The 22791-nt window shown below is 43.1% G+C and carries 22 protein-coding genes; 11 read left to right on the forward strand and 11 right to left on the reverse strand.

The annotated features are described in order from the left end of the window. Window positions 1-28 precede the first annotated feature (28 nt). The 6 genes from ACED60_RS09185 to ACED60_RS09210 all read left to right on the forward strand — a co-directional run bounded on the left by ACED60_RS09185 (window position 29) and on the right by ACED60_RS09210 (window position 9817). Complete coding sequence (locus ACED60_RS09185; RefSeq protein ID WP_371727372.1) at window positions 29-4321, forward strand: ATP-binding protein; 4293 nt, start codon at window positions 29-31, stop codon at window positions 4319-4321. Next, window positions 4318-5523: an EAL domain-containing protein gene (locus ACED60_RS09190; protein WP_065679109.1), complete on the forward strand. Its 1206-nt coding sequence runs from the start codon at window positions 4318-4320 to the stop codon at window positions 5521-5523. Before ACED60_RS09185 ends, ACED60_RS09190 begins: the two co-directional genes overlap by 4 nt. A 103-nt stretch (window positions 5524-5626) precedes the next feature. Next, entirely contained in the window at window positions 5627-7246 is a 1620-nt protein-coding gene (locus tag ACED60_RS09195; protein WP_009846436.1) for a methyl-accepting chemotaxis protein, read from the forward strand. A 12-nt stretch (window positions 7247-7258) separates the two neighbouring features. Further along, the gene (locus ACED60_RS09200) at window positions 7259-8509 is read left to right on the forward strand and encodes a hypothetical protein (RefSeq protein ID WP_371727373.1); all 1251 of its coding nucleotides are present in this window, start codon (window positions 7259-7261) and stop codon (window positions 8507-8509) included. 11 nt (window positions 8510-8520) lie between these two features. Continuing rightward, complete coding sequence (locus ACED60_RS09205; protein ID WP_009846438.1) at window positions 8521-8916, forward strand: phosphate ABC transporter substrate-binding protein; 396 nt, start codon at window positions 8521-8523, stop codon at window positions 8914-8916. Window positions 8917-9235: 319 nt separating this feature from the next. Beyond that, a complete protein-coding gene (locus tag ACED60_RS09210; RefSeq protein ID WP_017104255.1) occupies window positions 9236-9817 on the forward strand; it encodes a TetR/AcrR family transcriptional regulator in 582 nt (193 codons plus the stop codon). A 405-nt stretch (window positions 9818-10222) separates the two neighbouring features. On the opposite strand, the gene ACED60_RS09215 is transcribed toward ACED60_RS09210, so the two are convergent. The 5 genes from ACED60_RS09215 to ACED60_RS09235 all read right to left on the reverse strand — a co-directional run bounded on the left by ACED60_RS09215 (window position 10223) and on the right by ACED60_RS09235 (window position 15169). Next, the gene (locus ACED60_RS09215) at window positions 10223-10840 is read right to left on the reverse strand and encodes a CDP-alcohol phosphatidyltransferase family protein (protein WP_371727374.1); all 618 of its coding nucleotides are present in this window, start codon (window positions 10838-10840) and stop codon (window positions 10223-10225) included. Continuing rightward, the gene (locus ACED60_RS09220) at window positions 10830-11480 is read right to left on the reverse strand and encodes an ATP-binding cassette domain-containing protein (RefSeq protein WP_371727375.1); all 651 of its coding nucleotides are present in this window, start codon (window positions 11478-11480) and stop codon (window positions 10830-10832) included. Before ACED60_RS09220 ends, ACED60_RS09215 begins: the two co-directional genes overlap by 11 nt. After that, on the reverse strand, window positions 11446-13155 hold the full coding sequence (locus ACED60_RS09225; protein ID WP_371727377.1) for an ABC transporter permease: 1710 nt from the start codon (window positions 13153-13155) through the stop codon (window positions 11446-11448). Before ACED60_RS09225 ends, ACED60_RS09220 begins: the two co-directional genes overlap by 35 nt. A 5-nt stretch (window positions 13156-13160) precedes the next feature. Then, window positions 13161-14327, reverse strand: coding sequence for an ABC transporter substrate-binding protein (locus ACED60_RS09230; protein ID WP_026012260.1), 1167 nt, complete (start codon window positions 14325-14327; stop codon window positions 13161-13163). A 395-nt stretch (window positions 14328-14722) separates the two neighbouring features. Beyond that, window positions 14723-15169, reverse strand: a complete 447-nt coding sequence (locus ACED60_RS09235) for an META domain-containing protein (RefSeq protein WP_004734625.1) — start codon at window positions 15167-15169, stop codon at window positions 14723-14725. A gap of 187 nt (window positions 15170-15356) precedes the next feature. Between ACED60_RS09235 and ACED60_RS09240 the strand changes: the two genes are divergently transcribed. Then, entirely contained in the window at window positions 15357-15620 is a 264-nt protein-coding gene (locus tag ACED60_RS09240) for a DUF1289 domain-containing protein (RefSeq protein WP_017079017.1), read from the forward strand. Between the two features lie 109 nt (window positions 15621-15729). After that, complete coding sequence (locus tag ACED60_RS09245; protein WP_017079018.1) at window positions 15730-15897, forward strand: hypothetical protein; 168 nt, start codon at window positions 15730-15732, stop codon at window positions 15895-15897. A 73-nt stretch (window positions 15898-15970) separates the two neighbouring features. Here ACED60_RS09245 and ACED60_RS09250 read toward each other — a convergent pair whose 3' ends face one another. The 3 genes from ACED60_RS09250 to ACED60_RS09260 form a co-directional block, all read right to left on the reverse strand. Then, window positions 15971-16273 carry a thiamine-binding protein gene (locus tag ACED60_RS09250; RefSeq protein ID WP_017065764.1) on the reverse strand — a complete coding sequence of 101 codons (303 nt, stop codon included), beginning with the start codon at window positions 16271-16273 and terminating at the stop codon, window positions 15971-15973. A gap of 142 nt (window positions 16274-16415) precedes the next feature. Beyond that, the gene (locus ACED60_RS09255; protein WP_371727378.1) at window positions 16416-16637 is read right to left on the reverse strand and encodes a hypothetical protein; all 222 of its coding nucleotides are present in this window, start codon (window positions 16635-16637) and stop codon (window positions 16416-16418) included. Between the two features lie 267 nt (window positions 16638-16904). After that, window positions 16905-18143, reverse strand: a complete 1239-nt coding sequence (locus ACED60_RS09260; RefSeq protein WP_371727379.1) for a DEAD/DEAH box helicase — start codon at window positions 18141-18143, stop codon at window positions 16905-16907. A gap of 258 nt (window positions 18144-18401) precedes the next feature. Here ACED60_RS09260 and ACED60_RS09265 point away from each other — a divergent pair, with 258 nt between their 5' ends. Further along, a complete protein-coding gene (locus tag ACED60_RS09265) occupies window positions 18402-19028 on the forward strand; it encodes a LysE family translocator (RefSeq protein ID WP_371727380.1) in 627 nt (208 codons plus the stop codon). 218 nt (window positions 19029-19246) lie between these two features. Next, window positions 19247-19603 (forward strand): hypothetical protein, encoded by a 357-nt coding sequence (locus tag ACED60_RS09270; protein WP_004734656.1) that lies wholly within the window; start codon window positions 19247-19249, stop codon window positions 19601-19603. Window positions 19604-19758: 155 nt separating this feature from the next. On the opposite strand, the gene ACED60_RS09275 is transcribed toward ACED60_RS09270, so the two are convergent. Further along, on the reverse strand, window positions 19759-20883 hold the full coding sequence (locus tag ACED60_RS09275) for a M14-type cytosolic carboxypeptidase (protein ID WP_004734655.1): 1125 nt from the start codon (window positions 20881-20883) through the stop codon (window positions 19759-19761). 137 nt (window positions 20884-21020) lie between these two features. Beyond that, the gene (locus tag ACED60_RS09280; protein WP_017079024.1) at window positions 21021-21296 is read right to left on the reverse strand and encodes a nitrogenase-stabilizing/protective protein NifW; all 276 of its coding nucleotides are present in this window, start codon (window positions 21294-21296) and stop codon (window positions 21021-21023) included. Window positions 21297-21486: 190 nt separating this feature from the next. On the opposite strand from ACED60_RS09280, the gene ACED60_RS09285 reads away from it, so the two are divergent. Further along, complete coding sequence (locus tag ACED60_RS09285; RefSeq protein ID WP_009846453.1) at window positions 21487-21699, forward strand: TIGR02450 family Trp-rich protein; 213 nt, start codon at window positions 21487-21489, stop codon at window positions 21697-21699. A 38-nt stretch (window positions 21700-21737) separates the two neighbouring features. Here ACED60_RS09285 and ACED60_RS09290 read toward each other — a convergent pair whose 3' ends face one another. Continuing rightward, on the reverse strand, window positions 21738-22475 hold the full coding sequence (locus tag ACED60_RS09290) for an HAD-IIB family hydrolase (RefSeq protein ID WP_065679117.1): 738 nt from the start codon (window positions 22473-22475) through the stop codon (window positions 21738-21740). Between the last annotated feature and the right edge of the window lie 316 nt (window positions 22476-22791).

The raw sequence follows: 22791 nt of genomic DNA on the forward strand, positions 1-22791 counted from the left end.
CATTAATAAATAAAACTCTAGGTTATTCATGTTCCGCGCTTTTAATCTACTTTCTCTAATTATTCTGGCTTCTTCCGTATCTTTTTTCGGTAAGGCTAGTGGTTCGATTACCATCGGAGTTCAAACTTCAGGCTTTTCTCCGTATGTAGTTGTACAAGGTGGAGAGATTTCGGGACTGTTACCTGAATTAGCTAACTTTTATGCTAAAGACGAATTGAATGGCTTGGAGTTTGTTGGTTTTCATTCTCCGTCTGATCTAAACAACGTGCTTAAAACGGAGCAAGTTGGTGCCATAATTACGGCTGAACAAAATATTTCTAGTAGCGGTGTTATTTACTCTAAACCTATTTTATCTAGCCGAATGGTTAGTCTAAGTAGCGAGCCTATTGAAACTCATTTATTGATGAAGGGCCGAAATCTCGCTTATTTTGAAGGCTCAAGTAACGCGTCTTCTGTTAAGTCACTCCTTCCATTCTCTTCTTTTTCGTCATATTCATCTTATCAAAGCGCGATCGCTGATGTTGCTCGCGAGAAAGCATTAGCCATTGTTGATGATGGTGTGCTACTACACAATAAGTTAATGAATAGCCCCTATGAGTTATTCTTGTCGGTTAACTTGCATGATGATTTACCCCTAAATAATTACGTTATTGCCTTGCTGGATACTCCTGAGAATAGGAAGGTGTTGGGTATTATCAATACCGCTATAAACCAAGATAACTCTAACAAACTTGTTAATATTCGTAAGAAGTGGCTGAATGAAATACAGAGACGTTTGTTGTTGGTCGTTAGTAAAAATAAGCTGCTATTAACTGAAAAAGAGCAGCAGTTCCTGCTTCTCAATCCGAACATATATGTATCATCTGAGACAGACTCGAAGCCTATTTCTTTCGAGAATAGTGAAGGTAAGCCAGATGGTATTTCAATTGATATATTGAACGAGATATCCCGACTCACTGGGTTAAATTTTGTTTTTGAAAACGACCTCGACCTTCAAGGTAACCAAGCTCACCCCGTACCTCTTCCTGTGATTCACACCAAGGCGACACCTTCTGCTGGTGGCGATGATCATCACCTCTACTCTAAACCGTTCATGGTTGAACCATGGGCACTGGTTGGTAAAAGTGATACGAGTAAATTGGCTGTGTTCGGTGAATTAACGAAGAGCTCTATCATTGGAACCATAAATGACAGTGTCGGCATACAACTTGTTAAGCGTTATTGTGAGGCTTGTCCAATCAAGACCTATAGCTCTGAGTTGCTTTTACTCGATGCTGTGGATAAAGGTGAGATTGATTCAGCGATGCTTTCGCTTTATTTGGCATCACCTCTATTACAAGGGCAATATTCTGGGTATCTACGTGTAACGAGCTTACTGTCGAAGGACAATGATGTACCTGTAACATACAGTGTCGAAGCCGACCAAGAAGTGCTGAACAATATTATCAATAAAGCACTGTTCGCCATACCCCACCACAAGTATCAGCAGATTAAGAAACATTGGTTGGATGTATCTTATGAATCGGGCGTGGATACGGCAGATGTTGTCTTGGGCGCTGCCATTTTAATCTCTGTCGCATCGGTGCTCATTATGCTTGTTATGGCATGGAGCTGGAAACTGAGACGTGAAGTTGAAGACAGAAAGCGAACTGAATCCGCCCTCAAACATCAAGTGGAGTTCGAGCGTTCATTGTTGGACGCAATGCCGTTTCCCATTGTTGTGCGTAACTTGGATAACCAGATAATCAGTTTGAACAGTGCCGCGCAGCAGCTTACCGGTTTTGAGTTGATAGAAGGAGCCATCGTTAATAACTCCGATGAAGACACAATGATCCATCACGGGGTTGTTTTGCCTCGCTTAGAAAAAGAAGTCGCTTCGCCGCAAGGCAGTAAACACTACGCGTATTGGAAGTGCCCGTATATCTCTAACGGGAATATCGAAGGTTCAGTGACCATTCTTGATGATCTTACTGAGCTTTACGAAGCGAAAAAAGTTGCTAAAAGTGCCGATGACCGAGTTCAGAAACTTGCGAACAATTTACATGGTGCGGTTATACAGCATATTCAGCCCAAACGAAGTCTACATGACATTGAATTCGTCTTTATTAGTAATGGGGTAGAGGAGCTTTTGGGCCTTACGCCTGCTCAACTGCGCCGCTCTCCAATTAGTTTTTTCGCGCCGCTTAATGCTCAAGATCGTCGAACCCTAATTAAGAAAGTACGTAGTGGGAATAAAGAGGGGAAACTAAGCCTCGATATTGGGGTGAATATTGATAATCAAAATCGATGGCTTAACTTACAGAGTAAGATTTCTGACTTGGGTGAGTATTATGAATGGGATTCGGTACTGACTGATATTACAGAGCTTAAATTGCAGCAAGAAGAGTTAACACAAGCAAGACAAAGTGCTATCGCTGCTACTGAGGCAAAGTCTCGATTTTTGGCAAACATGAGTCATGAAATCCGAACTCCATTGGGAGGGATTGTTAGCTTGTTGGAATTGTCTGAGCAATATGAAGTTGGTTATGAAGTTCAGAAAACCCATACAACGCTGAGTCAATCGGCGAATAACCTACTGCATATTGTTAACGATATACTCGATTTCTCGAAAATTGAAGCCGGTAAGCTGACCCTAGATTATCAGCCTGCAAGTCTAGATACATTGACTCTTAGAGTGACTCAGTTGCAGGCGAGGCAAGCTCACGCCAAAGGGTTACAGTTCAAATTTTGGTTAGACCCTGAGTTGAATGATTTAGTCTTAATGGATGACATTCGTATTGGGCAAGTTCTGAATAATTTGTTGAGCAATGCCATTAAATTTACAGAATATGGAACCGTAGGTTTAGCGGCAAAGTTACTCGACCTGGATGGTGAACAGCAACAAATTTGTTTCGAGGTGTTTGACAGTGGCATCGGTATCAGTGAAGAACACATTCGAAACCTATTCCAACCTTTTGTTCAAGCCGATGAAGGAACCACGAGGAAATATGGTGGTTCAGGCCTTGGTTTGACTATCTCGAAGCAACTTATTGAACAAATGGGTGGGAGTCTTAACGTAACGAGTAAGATCAACATTGGTTCAACGTTCTCTATTACGCTGCCGCTTAAAACGCTCGCTGAAAATAACAGGGCGGACATGAATGGCAAGGTGGCGCTACTTACCAAAACGTTCATGCAGCAATCTGAATTAGAGAACTATCTAACATCTTGGGGTATTAAGGTTATCTCAAAGAATGTTCAGGTGACTAAAGAGCTCGCACACTGGGTCGATACCATTGAGCCTGATTTTGTGTTTATTCCTCATGAGCTAGATCAGAGCATTGATACGTTCGCCGAAAGCGTGCAGTTTATTTGTGTCAGTGAACAAGGAATGCTTTCGCCTGCGCCATGCAAATTGGGCTGGAATCTGTCAGCAAACCCATTGTTGCCTTCGCAGTTGATGCACTGTTTGCACAACTGTCCTGCGTTTGTGGAAGATGTTGTCCAAGATGATAATAATCTGAAATTGAGTACTGAGTCGCGCGAGTCTGCCAAACAGAATCAAAGACTTATCTTAATAGCGGAAGATCACCCAATCAATCAACAGATAATTCTTCAACAAATTGAGCAATTAGGTTTCCATGCCGACATGGTAGATAACGGCAAGGAAGCACTTGTTGCCTTAGATAATGAAGATTATGGGCTGCTAATTACTGATTGCCACATGCCAGAGATGGATGGGTATGAGTTAACAAGGCAGATCCGAGTAAAAGAGCAGAGCCAAAACCAACCTCGTCTTCCGATCATTGCGTTAACCGCAAACGCTGTGCAAGGTGAAAATGATAAGTGCTTTGAGATTGGTATGGATGACTTCTTATCAAAACCAACCAAATTAAGGGTGATTGGCGACACCATAATCAAACATCTTGATAAGGTGCAATCTGTTGTCGATAAGCCTTGTATTAGTTCCTCGGAGCCTAAAAGTGAGCCGAGCTCTGCTCCGATTGATCTCGCCAACTTAACTGAATTGTTTGGTGACCAAGAGCTCGTCATGCAGATCATCACTGACTTTATCAAGAGCCATCAAGCTGACATGCCTCTGCTTCAAGCTGCGTGTGAACAGCGAGATCTCGAAGCCATTAAACAGGTAGCTCATAAGATGAAGGGAGCTGCAAAAATGGTAGGCACAGAGGACATTGCCAATCAATTGCAAACAATGGAATTGGTCTCCTTAAGTGACTTAGATGGTATTCAAGCACATTACGATAACCTCGAACAGCTGACGAACCAATTGAAGACTTATTGTTCAGAATCAATCAAACCATTTAAGGAGCTACCATGAACCAGCATGTTGTAGTGATAGAAGATCACCCTTTTCAATTGAATGTAATGGGGATGGTTTTAAAGAGTTTGGGTATGGAAAATGTCCAACCTTTTGAATGTGGATATAAGGCTCTAGAGTTTATTGAAGCCTCTTCTGTCGATTTGATCTTATGTGATCTGAATATGCCGATGATCGATGGTATCGAACTCCTAAAACGCCTTGCTGAGGCCGATTTTCAAGGCAATATCATCATCACAAGTGCGGAAAGCAAAACAGTGCTCGATGCCGCAAGGAAGATGTGTAAAGCGTTTAACCTGAATTTGCTTGGTGTTCTTGAGAAGCCAATAGCAAAAGAGTCGCTGTCAAAGTTAATTAACCTTAACTCTACAAAAGAAGCGGCTGCTTCTAATTCTAATAGCGACATCGTTATTACGGATGAAGACATAGCAAAAGCGGTAAGCAACCAAGAGTTTATGTTCTATTACCAACCGATAGTGTGTATCCATAGTGGTGAATGGCGAGAAAGTGAATCGCTAATTCGATGGCAGCACCCTCGTTATGGCGTACTCAGCCCTTTTTTCTTTTTGTCTCGGTTACTTGAGTCAGGAAAAATGGGAGAGGTGATGAAGTATTTAATCAATCAAGCGATCAATGAGAAGTCATTTCTCGGAGAGCGGAGATTTGCAATAAACCTGACAGCTAAAGATATTATTGACGGTGATATTGTTGATTATATCTTCGCTTTGATCGACCAAGGTGAACTTGAGACAGAGCAGATAAAATTGGAATTAACAGAATCTGATTTAGTTGAAAGTGTCGCTCTTGCTTTGGCGTCCACCACGAGGATCTGCATGCGCGGTATTCCCCTGGCGATTGACGACTTTGGAACAGGTTACTCTTCACTAAAGCAATTAGATGACCTGCCATTTTCAGCACTGAAACTGGATATCGACTTTGTGAAAAACATTCAGAGCAGTCGTTCAAGCCATGCCATTGTTCGCGCTACTCTCTACTTGGCTCACTTATTAGAACTGAGTACGGTTGCTGAAGGGGTTGAGGACCATTCTCTTTGGATGGACATTCGTGAAATCAGTAATGTCGACACATTGGTTCAGGGCTATTTTATCGCTCGTCCAATGCCTGCTCGTAAACTATTAGAGTGGAAAGAAGACTGGGACAGAAAAATTAAAGAGCTGAACTTAATTAAAGAAATTAAATAAGCGGGCTTTGAACATAACGGTAAATTTGTTTAGTGAATGTGTTCGCTATTAAATATGAACAAACGTTACCATCAGCCACTACCAGCGCTAATGAAAAAACCTTATGCTATTGTCTCGCTATATCAACATTAAAGTACAGTTTATTGTACTGCTCTCAATAATATCTCTTAGCCTAGCTGCCATTATCTCAATAAATGTCTTTATTCATAATGATAATAGTCAGCGCCTAAAGCAGTTAGAGTCAAGTTACTACCCTGCACTTGAGCATGCGACGAAAATATATTCTCTTTTACCTAACGTGAAGCAACAGTTCGAAGCTGCTGTCGTGATGGAAGATGAGCAAGCTCTCGATTTTGCACGTCAAATTTCTTCTGAACTGCAAGTTGAAGCGAGTCGTGGTGCCGATGTTTTACCTTCACAAGCGACAGCTTTTAATAAACTGTCACAACAACTAGCAAGGTACACGGATTCTGCGTACGCGCTGAGCGAAGATTTTATTAATCTCAATGACTCTTTCGAGAGCCTGACCTCCAGAGCGAACCAACTTAGCACTGAATATGATTCATTAGTTGCGTTAAGCGAGACGTTACGTGCATCCGCGAGTCAGAAGGTCGTAGACACCATCTTGCACTCTGAAAAAGCCGCAAACGACGCTGCGAATCAATCTATTTGGTTAGGTGTGTTCTTTTTGATCTCTGTGATTTCGGTTGGTTACGCAATATTCAAATCGGTTATTAGCTCAATACTGCTTGTGACAGAAAAGATGAAGGCGATTGCGACTGGGGATGGTGACTTAACAGTACGCATCGACTACGCAGGAAAAGATGAGATATCAACGCTTGTTGAGAGTTTCAATCAATTCATTGAAAAGCTACAAGGCATTATCGCGAGTACGTTAAGCATTGGACACGAGCTTGAGGTTGTCAGCGACAAGATTCGTAGCGAGTCGAATCAAACCTTGGCTCTAAATAGCACTCAACGTGATCACATCGAAGAGGTTACCGAGGCGGTCAATAACATCATCGACCTCATAGAACAAGTTGTTAACTTTGCATCGCATGCAGATTCTCAAGCTCAAAAAGCCAATTCTAGTGCTCAAACAGGAACACAAGTGGTTCTTAAAACGAGTAAAGAAATTGAAGAGCTTGCGACAAACATCCGTGATACGGCCTGTAAGTTGAAAGAACTCGATCAGAATGCAAGCAATGTTGGCTCAATACTAAACACTATACAAAGTGTCGCTGAGCAAACGAATTTGTTAGCACTAAATGCTGCAATTGAAGCTGCGCGAGCTGGTGAACATGGCCGAGGCTTTGCTGTTGTTTCCGACGAAGTGCGCGTGTTAGCGAACAATACTCAACAATCCGCAACAGAAATTAATGCCTTGTTGGTCGACCTTAAGTCCGGCTCTAACGCTGCTGTTGGCGCTATGGACCAAGGCTTAGCGAGCTCGTCACAGGCGGTTGGAGACGCGCAAAACGCGGGTGACTATCTATTAGAAATTAGTGGCCAGGTAGAAGAAATTACCGAGCTCAACAAACAAATTGCAAGTACTACAGAGCATCAAGCTCGTGCTTCAAAACAAATCCACACCCATATGGATGATTTTAGACAGTGCTCTCATCAAGTGTCTCAGTCGACAGATCAACTCGAAGCTCTAAGTCACCAACTGAGTGGCATCGTTACAGAGCTGAGTAAATCAACATCACAATTTAAAGTATAACGGAGAACAACAATGACTAACTCCTCTTTTCGCTTATTGCCGTTAGCGGTAGCACTTGCGACTTCATTCGCTGCACACGCTACAGATGAGCAAAAATTGGCTGAGCTTGAGAACAAGGTCGCTATTCTTGAAGCAAAAGAACTAAATTCAGTCGCTGATAAATTTAGCTTCAATGGTTTTGCGTCTTTGAACATGCAACTTGGTAACAATAGCCATGGTTTCATGAAGTCACAAAACAAAGTACGCTTTGAGGAAGGTTCTCTAATTGGTTTGCAAGGTGAGTTTGAAGTTAACGACTCTACTTCAGCTGTAGTGCAAATGGTTGCTCGCGGTAACAAGAAAGAAAACTGGACACCGGATGTTGAGTGGGCATTTCTAAGCCATAAAGTAACACCAAATTTGACAGTCCGTGGCGGTAAGCTACGTCTTCCTCTGTTCATGTACTCTGACTACTTAGAAGTGGGTTACGCTCAAACAAGCGTTCGCGTTCCTAGTGAAGTTTATGGTTCTGTGGTTCTTACGTCACTTACTGGTGGTGATTTCATCTATGACGTTGAGTTAGACGACAGCACAGTATCATTCCAAGGTTTCGTAGGTTCACAAAAGCTTTCAGCGTCTAAGCATAGCTACAATGCTGATACGCAGTTTGATGACATCGCTGGTGGTGTGATCAACTGGACAGACGACACTTGGACTTTACGTACGGTTTACGCTCAAGCAGTGGTAAGCTCAACAACAAACTGGAACGTTAAGAATAAGCCACCTATTTTAAACACAACGTTTAACGATGAGAAAGCGAAGTTCTACGGTGTTGGTGGTCGATACGACAACGGTAACCTATCGCTAGTTTCAGAAGTTACTCGTACAACGGTTGAAGGTTTCTATCACGATGTAGATTCTGCTTACCTGACAACGGCTTACCGTGTGAACGAATTCACGCCTTACGTAACTGTAGCGCACATGGAATCGACAGACGATGCAGAACGTAACAACCAGGTTAAACGTCAATACGTAAACATGGTTAAGAACCCAAGTGCTGCTACTAAATATGCTTTCGGCTCTGCAGCCGCTATCTCTAGCAACATGAATATCCAACGCACAACTTACAGCATCGGTACTCGTTGGGACTTTATGCCTAATATCGCGCTGAAAGGTGATGTTAGCTACCTAACCAACTTCGGTTCAACTAATGGTGGTGTTAACGCATCTTACAAGAACGAAGACAACATCTTGTACACAGTTAAAGTTGACGCGGTATTTTAAGGAAGAGAATTATGTTTAAAAAAGCATTGGTAGCCGCTGCTCTTCTTAGCAGCATGAACGCTTTCGCTGGTTTGGTTGTTGTTGGCAACCCATCAATGAATGAGCTTGACGCTTCAACAGTTAAAAAACTGTATCTAGGTAAAGCAAAGTCTCTACAGATTGAAGCGGTAGACTTGGAAGACGGTCACCCACTTAAGGGTACTTTTCACCAAGCAATTACAAAGAAGACAGAAGCACAGCTTCAAGCTTACTGGGCAAAGCGAGTATTTACGGGTAAAGGTCAACCACCTAAAGCTGTAGGTCAAGAAAGCTTAGCGAAAGACATGGTCGCTAGCTCTTCAAACAAAATTGCTTATATCGATGACTCTTTAGTTGATAGCTCAGTTAAGGTTCTTCTAAAGCTTTAAGTTTGAGCTATAAAATAAAAGCTTGAGCTGTAAAGTAAAGGCTTTTCGTGTGGCGCTCTAATAGGGCGCCACTCTTACATTGGCTTACATACTGTTCGAACTCTCTTACTTACCGCTTACAATCGCTTGTCAATTCCCTATCTTATTGTTTCATAAGGCAATTTTGCTGGTTGCTTTTTGCTCTATTTTCTAAAAAATCCAAATTTTTTATATTTTTATTCATTTAGTTTGTTTGATATAAAAATGGGCATGTTGAGATTATTTGGTTGAGTTATAGAATGCGCGGGTAATATAAACAAATAGTTGAGGATACAATCTGATGCTAAATGACAAAAGAACAAAAATCTTGAGCTCAGCAGAAAAGCTATTTATTTCTCAGCCTTATAGTAAAGTTTCAATTCGGTCTATTGCTAAGTCTGCGGGTGTAAGCCCCGCGTTAATTCTTTATTACTTTAATAACAAAGAGCAATTGTTTGATCAGCTCATCGAAGAGCATACAAGTCGTTTTCAAGATCAGTTCTCAAAGTATCAGAGAGTGGATGGAATACAACTACAACACTTACTTTCTGAACTTATCGAGTTTTGGGAAGCTTCGCCTAACATCTTTTTACTATTCACTTTTGGCGGAAGTTCATACAATTACGAAAATGTTCAACGCCTTAAAGAGTCTAAGTTTGGTTACACCTACAATAAGACTCTTGAAAATCTTCTTTATTTAGTTGATGGCTGTAACGAGTCAAACTTTCATTATTACCAGATGTTGGTTACGTCGTTAGTGTCTCAACCATATTTAGCAAACAAGCAACAAAAATATAACAATGACAACTCTACGTTTAACCTTATGCAATACCAAGAGGTTATAGCTAGCTTATTTAAAGAAGAGACTCGCTTTGCTTATTAAATAACTGCTTATTAAATGAATTATTCGTAAGTTACATTTGGTTTTTTAAGTCTTAACTCCTAATTCCTCAAAAACTGACACGAAAAAACGCCGCTCATTTGAGCGGCGTTTTTATTTATGAGAAATACAGGAACTAATACTAGGGCGTGTTGACCTTTCGTGGTTAAATTTTGTTCGAGATAAAAGCGTTTTAATCGCGGCGAGGGATATGTAGCCTAGTCATTCTAAGCAAATCTCCCTCAACAAAGAGTAAAACGCTTTTAGCCGAACCCTCCGGGCAGCGTTTACTGGTTATTTCTACTACGTTATCGGCTTCTCATGTAGGCTAGCTACACATCAAAGCCTCTGTCTTGTATAAATATCCAGTAACTCGCTGCAAAAATCAGCTCGAAAGATCAACACGCCCTAGCTAGTTTGATCCTTGAGTGTCTGGAATCCAAAGTAAATTCGCATGAATGTAGTTAGCCAGCACGCGGTGCCAAAGGTGTAGGCGATAACAGCAAAGTGTTGAGGCCAAATACAGAACGCGATGAAACAAGCGATGGTTTCAGTGCCTTCGGTTAGCCCTGACATGTAGTAGAGAGACTTATGTTTATAGACTGGGTTTTCGATGCCTCGTTTGCCTGCCATCACGGCAAACGCCAAAAAGCTGCTGCCAGTACCGATAAAAGAGAAGACCAAAAACGCACCGGCAATGGCGTTGTGTTCTGGGTTCGCAATAACAAAGCCAAAAGGAATTAACGAATAGAAAAGGAAATCTAGGCTGATGTCGAGGAAACCGCCCGCATCACTAATGCCTTGTATTCGAGCCAAGGCTCCATCAAGCCCGTCGCAAACCCTGTTAAATACAATAAACCCTAACGCCCATTCGTATTGTTGAAATGCCAATGCTGGAAACGCTAAACATCCAACCAGAAACCCAAACAGGGTGGTTTGGTTGGCTGTGATGCCGAATCTATTAAGTAGTTTGGCTGATTGATTTAATGGCCACTTAATGACCTTAATAGAGTACTTATCCAGCATGGTTACTTCTCCATGGCCAAGACAGAACTTTTGCCCCTTGAGGCACATCGGTTTGGTCGTGCGTCACCATTAATGTCGGAATATTCGCTTTAGTGAGTTGCTCAAATACCCAGTCACGAAACTGGGATCTGAGTTCTTGGTCGAGCTTACTAAACGGCTCATCAAGCAACGCCAATTTCGGTTTCGCCAATAGCATACGAGTTAAGCTAACTCTCGCTCGCTGGCCGCCAGATATTTGATCGGGAAATGACTCAGCCAAGCGGGTCAGTTCAATGTCTTTTAATGCTTCCATTGCTTGTTGTTGGCGATCTGAACCCTTAACCGAGTTTGGTAACGAAAAGGCCAAGTTCTCCCATACTTTTAGGTGTGGAAACAACAAGTCATCTTGAAACAGAATACCAACTTCACGCCGATGTGATGGGAGATCGTCTAGTTGAATATCGTTCAAAATAACGGTGCCAGAGTATGAGAATTCGTCATTTAGGTGACCCGCGATGGCATCTAACAAAGTCGATTTTCCGCAGCCGCTTGGCCCCATCAACGCCAATATTTGGCCTGATTCTAATGTTACGTTTAGCGCTGAAAACAGCGATTCGCCACCGTTTTTATGGATGGCGAGGTCGTTGAGGTGCAGACTCATTAGTAAGAAAACCTTTAAAAGTAAGACGGCGATATCTAAGTTGAAGTCGGCTGACTAATATCGCTAAAGAGAAAAAGAACAGAGGCAACAAGGCCTGCCAAATGGCATAAATTGCGGTTACCCTGCGGTCGAAACCACTGGTTAGGGCAACGGCTTCTGTGGTGATGGTGCTAATACGACCAGCACCGAGCATCAATGTCGGTAAGTACTGAGCTAAGCTCACACTGATCCCAACCGCCCAAGCGAAGGCGATGGCGGGCAGTAATATAGGCAGCTTGATCGAATACCAGCTTTGAAATGGCGATTTACCCAAGCTCAGTGAAGCTTTTATCAGCCCATCGTTGAAGCTTTTCCATGGGCCGTCCAAAGACAAGTACACAAATGGAAAGGCGAAGAAAACATGCGCCCAAATAACCCAAATAACCCAAAGCTCATAGGCACTACTGCCAATGTATAGAGTGGTGATTTGCATGCCGAACAACACCGACAGTTGAGGTATCAACATTGGAATAGCGATAATAAAGCCTGGGACTTGCCACTTGTATTTGATTCTGTATTCGTGAGCAACCAACGCAAGCAACAAAGCGATTGAAGCAGCAATCAGACCAATCCATAAACTTTGACCAACGGTGCTCATGATGCCATCCCACTCGAATTCCCAGAAGCGCATGCTGTAGCGGCTAGGCAGTAAATCAGGGAAGCGCCAGCGCTGCGCAAAACTCCAGATAATCATCAATGGAATGATCATCAGTGACAAAGCTGCAAGAGCTGTGAATACGGTTTTCCCCGGAAGGTTTGCTCCTGTTCTTCCTGAATACTGCCAAGTTCGAAAGTACTTAAGAATTGCCCATTCAACTAAACGCGCCAAGGCGATGATCAACGAAGCCAAGCCAAACAAAACGATCGCACCAGCAGCAGCTCGTGGTAGTAGATTAAGATCTGGATCGTTGAACCATTGCCATACTAAAACGGCAAAAGTCGGCGGGTTGGTTGGGCCAATGATCAGAGCGATGTCGACAACCGATACGCTATAGGCGAGCACAGCCAGCATTGGGAAGCGAAGCTTAGTAAACCATTGCGGGAAAATACACTTCCACCAGATCTGAGCGCGGCTGTAACCGAGTGATGCACTCACCTTAGTGATACGTTCTACATCAATTTGTTGAAGTATCGATATGCTCATCAGCAACAAGAAAGGAACTTCTTTGAGTGCGAGCATTATGATTAGGCCAAACGCGTAAGGATCTTTTATCAGCAAAGCCAATTCAGAGCTTGTAGCCGATTCACCAAGTAAGTGATGCACCGCTCTTGCGCCAAGCCCTGTTGGGCTAAACAAAAAAGCAAAGCCGATAGCGAAAGCCACATGCGGAATGGCAAGCATTGGCGATAGCGTTAGCTCAATCTTTCTCCAAAACTTGTTTCCCCAAGAAGCCTGAAGAATGCAAAAGGTAAGAAAGCAGGCGATGTAGCTGCTGGCGACCGCTGAACCTAGGCTTAAGCCAATAGAGTGCCAAGCCCCTTCCCATTGAAAGACTTGGCTAAACCCGTTGAGTGTTGGCTCGTCTAAACCTAAGGGCGGGATGAAACTCAGTGACGAAGCCACGACTCCCGCTACCCCAGGAATGGTTGGGATGATACATACCGCTATAACAACAAAATATAGAGCGCGAAGCATGGAGGTTAGTTACCGTATCGCTTAAGCCACTCTTTCTCGAGCGCGTTTTGCCAACTAGGATGCGGTTCATCAATCGATTTAAATTGCTGAGTATTTTTAGCGCTGCCGGTTAAGTACTTACTGCTCAATACAGAAGGGTCACCCCAGACATTGAGGTCACCTTTGCGAGATTGTGCTTCTGGGCTCAACAAGAAGTTGATGGTCACTTGAGCACCCGCGGTTGCATTGGCATTCCAAGGAATCGCAAGGAAGTGAATGTTAGACAGAGCGCCGCTTTCTAACGCATAAGCCTTGGTAGTTTCCGCTAGGCGGCCACTTGATTGTGCTGAATATACAGAGTTTGGATTGAACGTAATCGCGAGGTCGAGCTGTCCGTCATCCAGAAGTTGAATGCTTTCAGATGTACCAGCAGGAAATTGCTTTCCGCCTCTCCATGCCACTTTATGGAATTTATCTAAGTAAGCCCACAGTGGTTCCGTAACGTCTTGGAAGGTATCTTCTGAAACGGGTTTAGCAAGCGCAGGACTGTTGTTTGTTAGCTCAATCAGTAGAGACTTAATGAAGCTCGTACCGTGAAACTCTGGTGGGCGCGGGTAGCTTAAGCGATTCGGGAATGCCTGAGCGTAGCTCAACATCTCTGAAAACGATTGTGGCGGATTGTGCAGTGTTTCTTGGTCGTGGATGAAGACAAGTTGCCCAACGCCCCAAGGTGCCTCCAAGCCTTCTGTTGGCTCCGAGAAATCGACATCGATCGGCAAAGACTTATCCACGTACTGCCAGTTTGGAAGTGTTTGAGTGAATGGTCCAAACAACAAGGCATTTTCTTTCATTGAACGGAAATTCTCGCCGTTAATCCAGACGATATCGACACTGCCTTCAGTGTTCTTTCCTGCCGCCTTTTCTGCGAGTAAGCGAGTGGTAGTTTCTGCAATATCGGTTACTTTCACATGTTTTAAGGTAACACCGTACTCACTTTGTAATTTCTTGCCCGCCCACTGTAGGTAACGATTGATTTCTTGGCTACCGCCCCAAGCGTGAAAGTAGACAGTTTGTCCCTCTGCCTGCTGTTCGATTTGGTTCCAGTTATTGGTTGATGTTGCTTCATCAGCATAAATGGTTGCGCTGTATGCAACGGTTGCCATGATTCCTAACGTACTTACTATCTTGTTCATAAACTTTTCCATTTGGTAGTGAACGGGTAAGAGCATTGTTATTTAGAACTCCCTAACAGTTATTCTATCTGTTTCTGAAATAAATTCTAATTCAACAGTAAATTCAATCAATTACTTGAGAACAAGCAGGAAGGGCGTGTTGATTTTTTTGGTTAAACTTTGTTCGATATGCGATCGTCTCGAAAGCTCGACAGACTCTAGGCTCTTACCATCCTAGCAATAGACCGATAAACCAGTGAATTTATTGCATCTAAATGAGAGATATTTGAGGTTTATTGGAGGTTGGTACGAAAAGTAGGCGATGAGTGTTAATTTTGAAGGTGTTGTGAGGGTAAGCAGGCAATAAAAAAGGAGCCATGAAGGCTCCTTTAATCAATATCTATTTCGAGAACGGATTAGTTTACCCAATCACGAATTGTGTACGTTAGCGTGTGTACATCGTTTTTCAGTACTAGCGTATCGTTTGTTAGGGTTACGTCGCTCCACTCGCTTAGAGTAGCAGAAACCGACTGTTCGATTTCCATCGCAGAGCCGTGACACATTTTCATTGTCATGCCCATTTGCTTGATACGGAATTGACCGTCTTTCAGCTCGCCTTGACCGAAGAAGTTGTTACAACCAGCCATGCCGTTTGCAGTCATCTTTTCGCCGATCTCTAGACGAGGAGCTGCTTGGTCTTCGCTTTTCACAATGTCCTTGCCATCAATTTGCGCAAGTTCCCAATTATGGTGCTGTAGATCGGTTGGTGTTACTTGCATCGCGTTGTCACCTGTTGTTGTGCATGCTGCTAGCATCATAGGTAAAGCGGCTACTGCTAGTAATTTTTTTGAACTAAACTTCATATTATAAGGCTCCAAAGGAAAGAACGAAGTTACCGAATAAGTGTAACTTGATGGGTTCAAAGTATAGTTTACAAAACACTATATGTGTCAGTATAAGGTCATAGTTTAGTATGAATTTCACGAGCTGGGCGACAAATTAATCGCTTATTTTTTAATTAGTAAGCTCGATTTTGATGTGTAAGGAGGCATGGTGGAGCAGTTAGAGTTTTTCCAGGTTCCAAGCCCTTGCGTTGGGGTTTGCTCAAGCGATGATAAAGGCTATTGCAATGGTTGTATGCGCAAAAGAGAAGAGCGCTTTAATTGGATGTCGATGACTCCGTCAGAACAATTGCACGTGATTAAGCTTTGTCGTCAGCGCTATCGAAGGAAGATAATGAAGCAAAAAAACTTGGTTGGTAAGTCGGTCGACGAAGAGGGAAATACAAGTCCCCAAAGAGATCTTTTCGGTTAAAGAGGAAGTATCAAGATTTTATTTAACTCCGAAGTAACTATTACTTTACATAATGGTTGGGGTGTAATATTAAGGTAGGTACCTTTGTACCAGAAGGAGTGATGTCGGTATGAATAAAAAGAACGTAAAACTCAAAAAAGAACCAGTTAAAGCACTGGATCGAAAAAACATTGGGGCGAAAAATGACCCTGAAGAGAGCCCGCGTGATTGGCATTCGATGTCAGAAGAAGAACGAATGGAAATCCTTTCTCACCTTTCAGACATGCCTTTTCAATAACATCACTGGTTCTTCAGAGCTTTCTTAACCCCCTGTTTTCTTAAATAAACAGCTTTCTGAAATAAACATATTGCTAAACAAACATGTGATTCGCTTTCGTTACACCACGATGGTATGTACAAAATGTATCATCGGCCTCGGTGGTTTTACTATGAATCTTTATGTTGGTTATCACTTCTACAGCCCCTGCATCGTAACAAGCTTGCTCTGCCTTTTTAACGATATCGAGTAATTGATTGAGTTCACCTTTCATTGTGGTTTCCATCGCACCAACTTGGAAAGGGACATCGGCTGCTTTCACAACTTCAATGGCTTTATCAACTACTTCGAAGTTGTTGCCTTCTTTAACGCGAGGGATCACTTGGAAGGCAACCATCACTTCTTTTTCTCTTTTTAACTCAGACACTTTCTGCTTACTCAATGATAGGGATTTGTTGCAGATGATAGGTTAATGCGGAGATAAATTCTACAGCGGTTACGCTGCTTTATTTATGACACGAGTGACTGGAGATATCGGACTACTTGCTACCCCAGTGGTCGCTAACCCAACCACCAATATGCTCATCAAAATGACTACCACTGAACCTCTGGTTGCGTTCCACCGAGGTATCACAGTCGTCTTTGTTGTCGATTAGGCTTTGTATGTAGTTTGCCATTGGGTCATTGGAACTCTGACGATCTCGGCGAGTAGCCACTTCCTTAATCAGTTGTAATCGATATGTAGAGCTTGCACGTTTCATTTCAATGACCTCCCGGTTTTTAGACACTAATAGAAAAATCTAGTTGCCAGATATAGGGGCGTCAACGTGATCAGAAAGTATTTTTTTTGAGCAACCAAGAATCAATACCTTGGCATCATAATTCACAAAAGTGTCATTTAAATTGGCATTTTGTCTGAGTCGATAGGTTGTGATTTTACATCTGATTGCATATAAAAAGCCCAGTACAAACTGGGCTAATCGATTTTCTATGGTTATTTTTAAGAGCTGGTTATTTTGAAGAACTGGCTATTTCGAAGAACTTGGCTTGCTCTTAAATTGCTTAGCACTTTTCTTCTTTGCGGTTCTTCGGTTAGCCATTTTATCTTTAGGTGGACGTTTGCGAGCTGTGGCTTCAGATGCAGGTTTGTCTGTAACAGGGAAACCTTCTAATGCTTGTAGCACAAGAGGCTTATTGGTCAGAGTACGAATCGCATTCAGGTAGTCAGTTTCGCTGTGACTAACCAGAGAGATAGCGCAACCAGTGCTTCCTGCTCTTGCTGTGCGACCAACCCGGTGTACGTAAGTTGCTGAGTGTGTCGGCAAATCAAAATTAATCACGACAGGCAGCTGATCAATATGGATGCCGCGAGCCATCACGTCTGTCGCGATAAGCACACGAGTCTCGCCATTTTTGAAACTTTCTAATGCTTGCTCTCGTTCTTCTTGGCTCTTATTTCCATGTAACGCACTCACACTGATTTTGGCTTTATTCAATCGCTTGGTTAATGCGTCGGCATTGTCTTTTGTGCCAATAAATACCAATACTTGCGGCCATGTGTGTTGATTGAGTAGGGCAATGAGCGCCTGAGCTTTACTGCCTTTGTTCACTAAGTACAGAGTTTCTTCAATAGTCGCGACCACGCTGTTTTCTTGGTGTGTCGTGACTTTAACTGGGTTTGAAAGAAGCAGCTCAGCCTGACTAACCAACTCTGGCGGAAGTGTCGCAGAGAACAACAGTGACTGACGTTTGCTCGGTAGTGCTGCAGTAATCGCTTGAATATCTGGCCAAAAGCCCATGTCGATCAGGCGGTCGGCTTCATCAAGAACCAATGATACGCACTGAGTTACATCCAGTTCGCTACTTTTGATTAAAGCAAGTAGACGCCCCGGAGTAGCGATTGCTAATTGCGGTTGGGTTAGTAATTGTTGCTGCTGATCATCAGTAGTCACGCCACCGGTTAAGGTTACGAATTTGATATCGAGGGCTGTCGCGACCGGCTCTAAAGATTCAGTCACTTGAGACGCGAGTTCACGTGTCGGGACGATGATAAGCGCTTGCAGTACATTCACATCATGGTTGATGTTGTTCAGCAAGGGGAAGCCGAACGCCAATGTTTTCCCGCTACCCGTTTGAGCCAACGCAAGTACGTCTTTACCCGCAATAATTGATGGAATTACCGCTTGTTGTATCTCAGTCGGTTTGTCGAATTGAGAAGGGATCGCTGTGACGGTTTTTGCGTTAAGGGTGAGGTTATCAAATGACATAAATGAACCAAGTATCAAAATGGAGGTGGAGTCTAACAGGGCTATAAATGTTAGAGAATGAGTTTTGCTGCGTTACAGGATAAACGGGTGAATTATACACGTTAAATTTAAGCGTTATCCATACAACTGAACTAAGGCAAGCGAGCTAAGCCAAACTAATTAAACGTTGGTCATATTGTAATGGTATTGAATGGACGTACAATATCCGCCCTAAAACGATCAAGTATGATTAGGAAGCTTTAAGGAAATGAGAGCGAAATGAGTTGGGAAAGTATCTGGCTGTTTATTATCATCGTGTTTTTTATTGCCATCATTCCAGGCCCAAATGCTTTGTTGGTATTGAGTACGGCTTTAACTCAAAGAAAGTTGTTTGCGTTTATTAACGTGTTGGGTGTGTCATGCGGGTTCTTATTTCATGCGTTTGTTTCTGCGAATGGCATGAGCTTACTGTTATCTAAGACTCCAATGGCCTTTGAGGGACTGAAGTGGGCGGGTGTCTTGTACTTAGTTTGGCTTGGTTATAATCACTTTCGATCGGCACTGCGAGCTCAAGAGGGTGTGCTTGCTATAGTGAGCGCATCGGGCAGTAAGCTTTATAATCAGTTTTTCAAAGGACTCCTCACTAATCTACTGAACCCTAAAATCGTTCTGTTCTACCTTTCGATATTCCCTCAGTTTGTTTCTAAGGATCACATTGTGTCCGACAGTTTAATGCTGGGCGCGATACAGGCGACAGTGGTTGCTACATGGTTTTTGGTTGTCATTTTGATGGCTGATACGTTTAAGAGATTATTGACGAAAAAGCGCACGTCTCAATGGATGAATATTGTGTGCGGGTTGTTGTTTGTTGGCTTCAGTATTCAGTTGGCGCTGTTTCAGCTTTAGGGGTCATAGCTAACAATCGAACCCCTAGCATATACGACTCATATCTCACTTTTTACTGAATGCTCAGCAATCCTTGTTTCTGTGCATAAATCTCTAAAGCATTAGCTCGTAAAGTCGATATAATGGTCAGCTATCAATTCGGTGAATGTGTTCGTTCGAAATCCAATTGAAGCTAAAGGCTATTGCTTTACCGAATAAACAGAGACAGGGAGTCACAGATGAGTGAAGAGTTATTCACCCAGAAACGCAAATATTACCGCTTGAAGTACCCAAAAAAGGCACGTCCAGTGATGCGAATTAAGGATGAGCTTTTTCATGTGAGTGAAGTGTCTGAAAAGGGTGTGCGCTTGATGATGCGTAACATCATTCCTGTTTATCGAGGCTTCTCAATGGCGGGCAGTTTAAGACTGCACGATAACAACACCATTGATATTAGTGGTGCAGTGCTGCGACAAGAAGGCGATGAAGTGATCGTTCAGTTGTTAGAAGGACCAAGCTTCAAAGATATGGTGTCAGAACAAAGACACATTAGACAAAGATACCCAGTATTTTTTGCTAGCCTCAGAGTGGCATAAAAAGCTTTTAAAGTTAGATGCCTTAAAGCCCAAGTCATTCATTCAGATCCGATATTAAAAAGCCCAGCACTTTCACAAGTGCTGGGCTTTGCTATATATGTAAGCAAACTAACTATACGGACAAACTAAGGCGCTTAGCCTGTCTATGGTTCGTTTTATAGCTCGTCTACTGTTGCCCAAACCGCGGCTAGCATGTCGTGACCAAATGCAACACTGCGCTCTGGAGACCAGCCGTAAAGTTCGTCAGCGTGGCTGATGTGATCTTTAAACGGCATCTCGACAGTGTAAGCCAGACATTTGAACTGCTCGCCGATCCAGTTTGTGCCGACGGTCATATTTGCTTTGCCCGGTTCGTCTTTATCGTAACCAAATTCATCTTGGAATTCTGGCGTGATAGTCAGAAGCGCTTGCTTGAAGTGATTCTCCAATTTTGCAATGCGCTCGTTGTATGAAGGTGTGCCTTCGCTACCTGCAACAAAGTTATATGGAATCGCTTCGTCGCCATGAATGTCTAGGCACAGATCAACGCCAGTTTCTAGCATGCGCTCGCGCACAAGGAAAACTTCAGGGCTGCGTTCTAGAGAAGGTGATTGCCATTCGCGGTTAAGGTTTACACCAATCGCATTAGTGCGCAGGTGACCACGGATGCTGCCATCTGGGTTCATGTTCGGTACAACGCGGAACACAACGCTGTCTAGAAGAGAGCGACCGACCGTATCTGTCTCATCAAGCAGGCGTTGCAGCAGACCTTCGATTAGCCATTCAGCCATAGTCTCGCCTGGGTGTTGGCGACCAATAACCCAGATGTTTTTCTTCTCTTCACTTGGCTCACCGATAGTTAGCAAGGTGATGTCGTTGTTGTCTAGCGTGTGACCCAGAGTTTCAAGCTTACAAGCCGGGTGCGTTTGAGCACTGTGCAGAAGATCTTGGTGACGATCGTATGAGTACGGCGCAAAGTAGGCGAAGTACATTGAATCGTGTTCAGGGATGATATCAAAGCTTAATGTATCGCCATCGAACTGAGATGGAATACGGAACCACTCTTCACGGTCATAAGATGCTACAACATCATAATCTTTCCACCCATCAGGGTAAGCAGATGTTGCCAATTGGCCGATTTCAAAGTGGTGAGCTTGTTGAGCTTCACTTTCCAAACGGAAATGAAACCACTGAGAGATTTCAGTCTGGTTGTCTGCTGGGATAGTCAATTGAATGTTTTGTGGTGAATCTGCTGAAACGACGTGAATGTTGCCGCTTTCGAAATTGCTGAAAATTTTCATTGTAGTTTTTATCTCGTAGTTGAGTTGCCGTAAGACTAGCACACTTTTTTTCGAGCAAACCACTAACTAAATCGTAATGAGATGTTATTTCAATTCTCTATTTTTTGTTATCTACGTTTAAGCTTTCTGATTTTGAACTAGCGGCGTTGGCAAGTCGTACAGCCACGGCAGGCTGACCGTGTGTAGCGATCCAGTTTACTGCGTTGAACCTTACAGTACGCGTTTTTCAGCGCTCTTCTTCCAGAAAACCAATCATCGGGTTTTGACAGGATCAGATAACCATTAAAGCGCTTCACAAGCTCTATTCTATTTTGGTCGATAAACTTGCTATCAAAGCCAATCTCAAAGTAATCAAGCGCTTGTTCTATGGCGGTGAAACTCGCTATTTTTTGCAGGAATTCTGTTTGGTTCATGGGGAGTTTGTTTGTGAACTGGTGGCAACTATTGTACCGAGTTCACGATTTATTTTATTGATTTTAGTTATGACTTACCAGGGGTTGAACCGTAGGCTTTCTTAACATGAAGTGATCTTTTTAACTCTTTGAGGATTATAGATAAAGTACTAACGAACAGTGACAACTACCCAACCAGATAGGGGAATCAATGAATCGAATCAATCCAAAGAAACTACTTCGCAGTAAATGGACGGCCGTTAGCCCAGTAAAGAAAGAAAAGCACTTTATGATCACTGAGGTCGAATTCGAAGAAGGGGAGGTCATTCGTTGCTTAATAGAAGCGGTGATGACGAAACGAGAAGAAGACATTAACTGGCGCGATCTAACCGATAAGGATCATTGGCTTCCTGGTTGGAAATAAGTGTATCAAGTCGAGGCGATCTGCTTGATACACTTGTATTAATTACCCGACGCAGCAAGCCCTTGCCAGTATTTAAGGCCTTCTAACACACCCTCTGCATGTGTTGCTCTGCTGGTGTATACGTTATCTCGATCGGACAGGTGAGCGATCTCAGGGTAATGATTCGCGACCAATATTGAATTTACGCCATCTATGGTTAGCATCGAGGTGTCGTTCGCTGAGTCGCCAGCCACGCATACCTCTTCAATACTTAACTGATGTTGTTTAAGTAGATGATGAATCGCTGTGGCCTTGTTGACACCCTTAGGCGTGATATCTAAGTACCAATCGTGGGAATAAGTAAGGTGTACATCTAAACCGTGTGATTCCAGACGAGATGCGATCAGCTCATGTTGAGGCTCTGAGAGTTTTCCTTCGAAAGTGATCTTGTATTCCCCTTGATGGATCTCTAAGCGCTCTCCCATGAAATCGAGCGATGCAAGTGCAGACTCAACCTTTGACTTGTTCCAAGACGCTTCTAATTGATTGTGCCAGGTGTGATCCGGTGTTTGGGAGTGCTCGTGATGAATTCTCGTGCCTACGTCGCTGATAATCGTGTGTGGTTTCGGGTAGTTGTCAGAAGCTAAACCCACACGAATTGAGGGCAGTGTTCTACCTGTCGCGATGATAAAGCGGATATCCGGTTGCTTTGTTAAGTAGTTAAACAACTGATCAACCCCATGAGACGAGCCGCCATCAAGCGTTCCATCAAAGTCACACACCAGCATTTTTATCATTCTAATACCTGTCCTTTATCCGTCCGAAAGAGTGCCCAACCTTTAGATAAAGAATGGAACAGCAATGTGTACTCTACAAGTTGTCTTTCGGCCTGGGTAATCGACTTTTGACAGTTTGCAGCAAGTATCACAGTTGGTGTTATGTCTTCTATATCGGAGATGAAGGTATCAATCCGATCTGTGCCTAATTGGACGGACTCTATCCAGATTGCCCTTCATATGTGTGTAAAAGTCATTGGGAGTGCGCGCCTCGTAATGGTGTTAATTTACCGGTCTTAGTGGCGTTTAAATCCTCTTAATTGGTTTGTATTCGAAT

Origin of the sequence: Vibrio sp. 1F279 (assembly GCF_041439815.1) — a bacterium.
Taxonomy (GTDB): domain Bacteria; phylum Pseudomonadota; class Gammaproteobacteria; order Enterobacterales; family Vibrionaceae; genus Vibrio; species Vibrio tasmaniensis_A.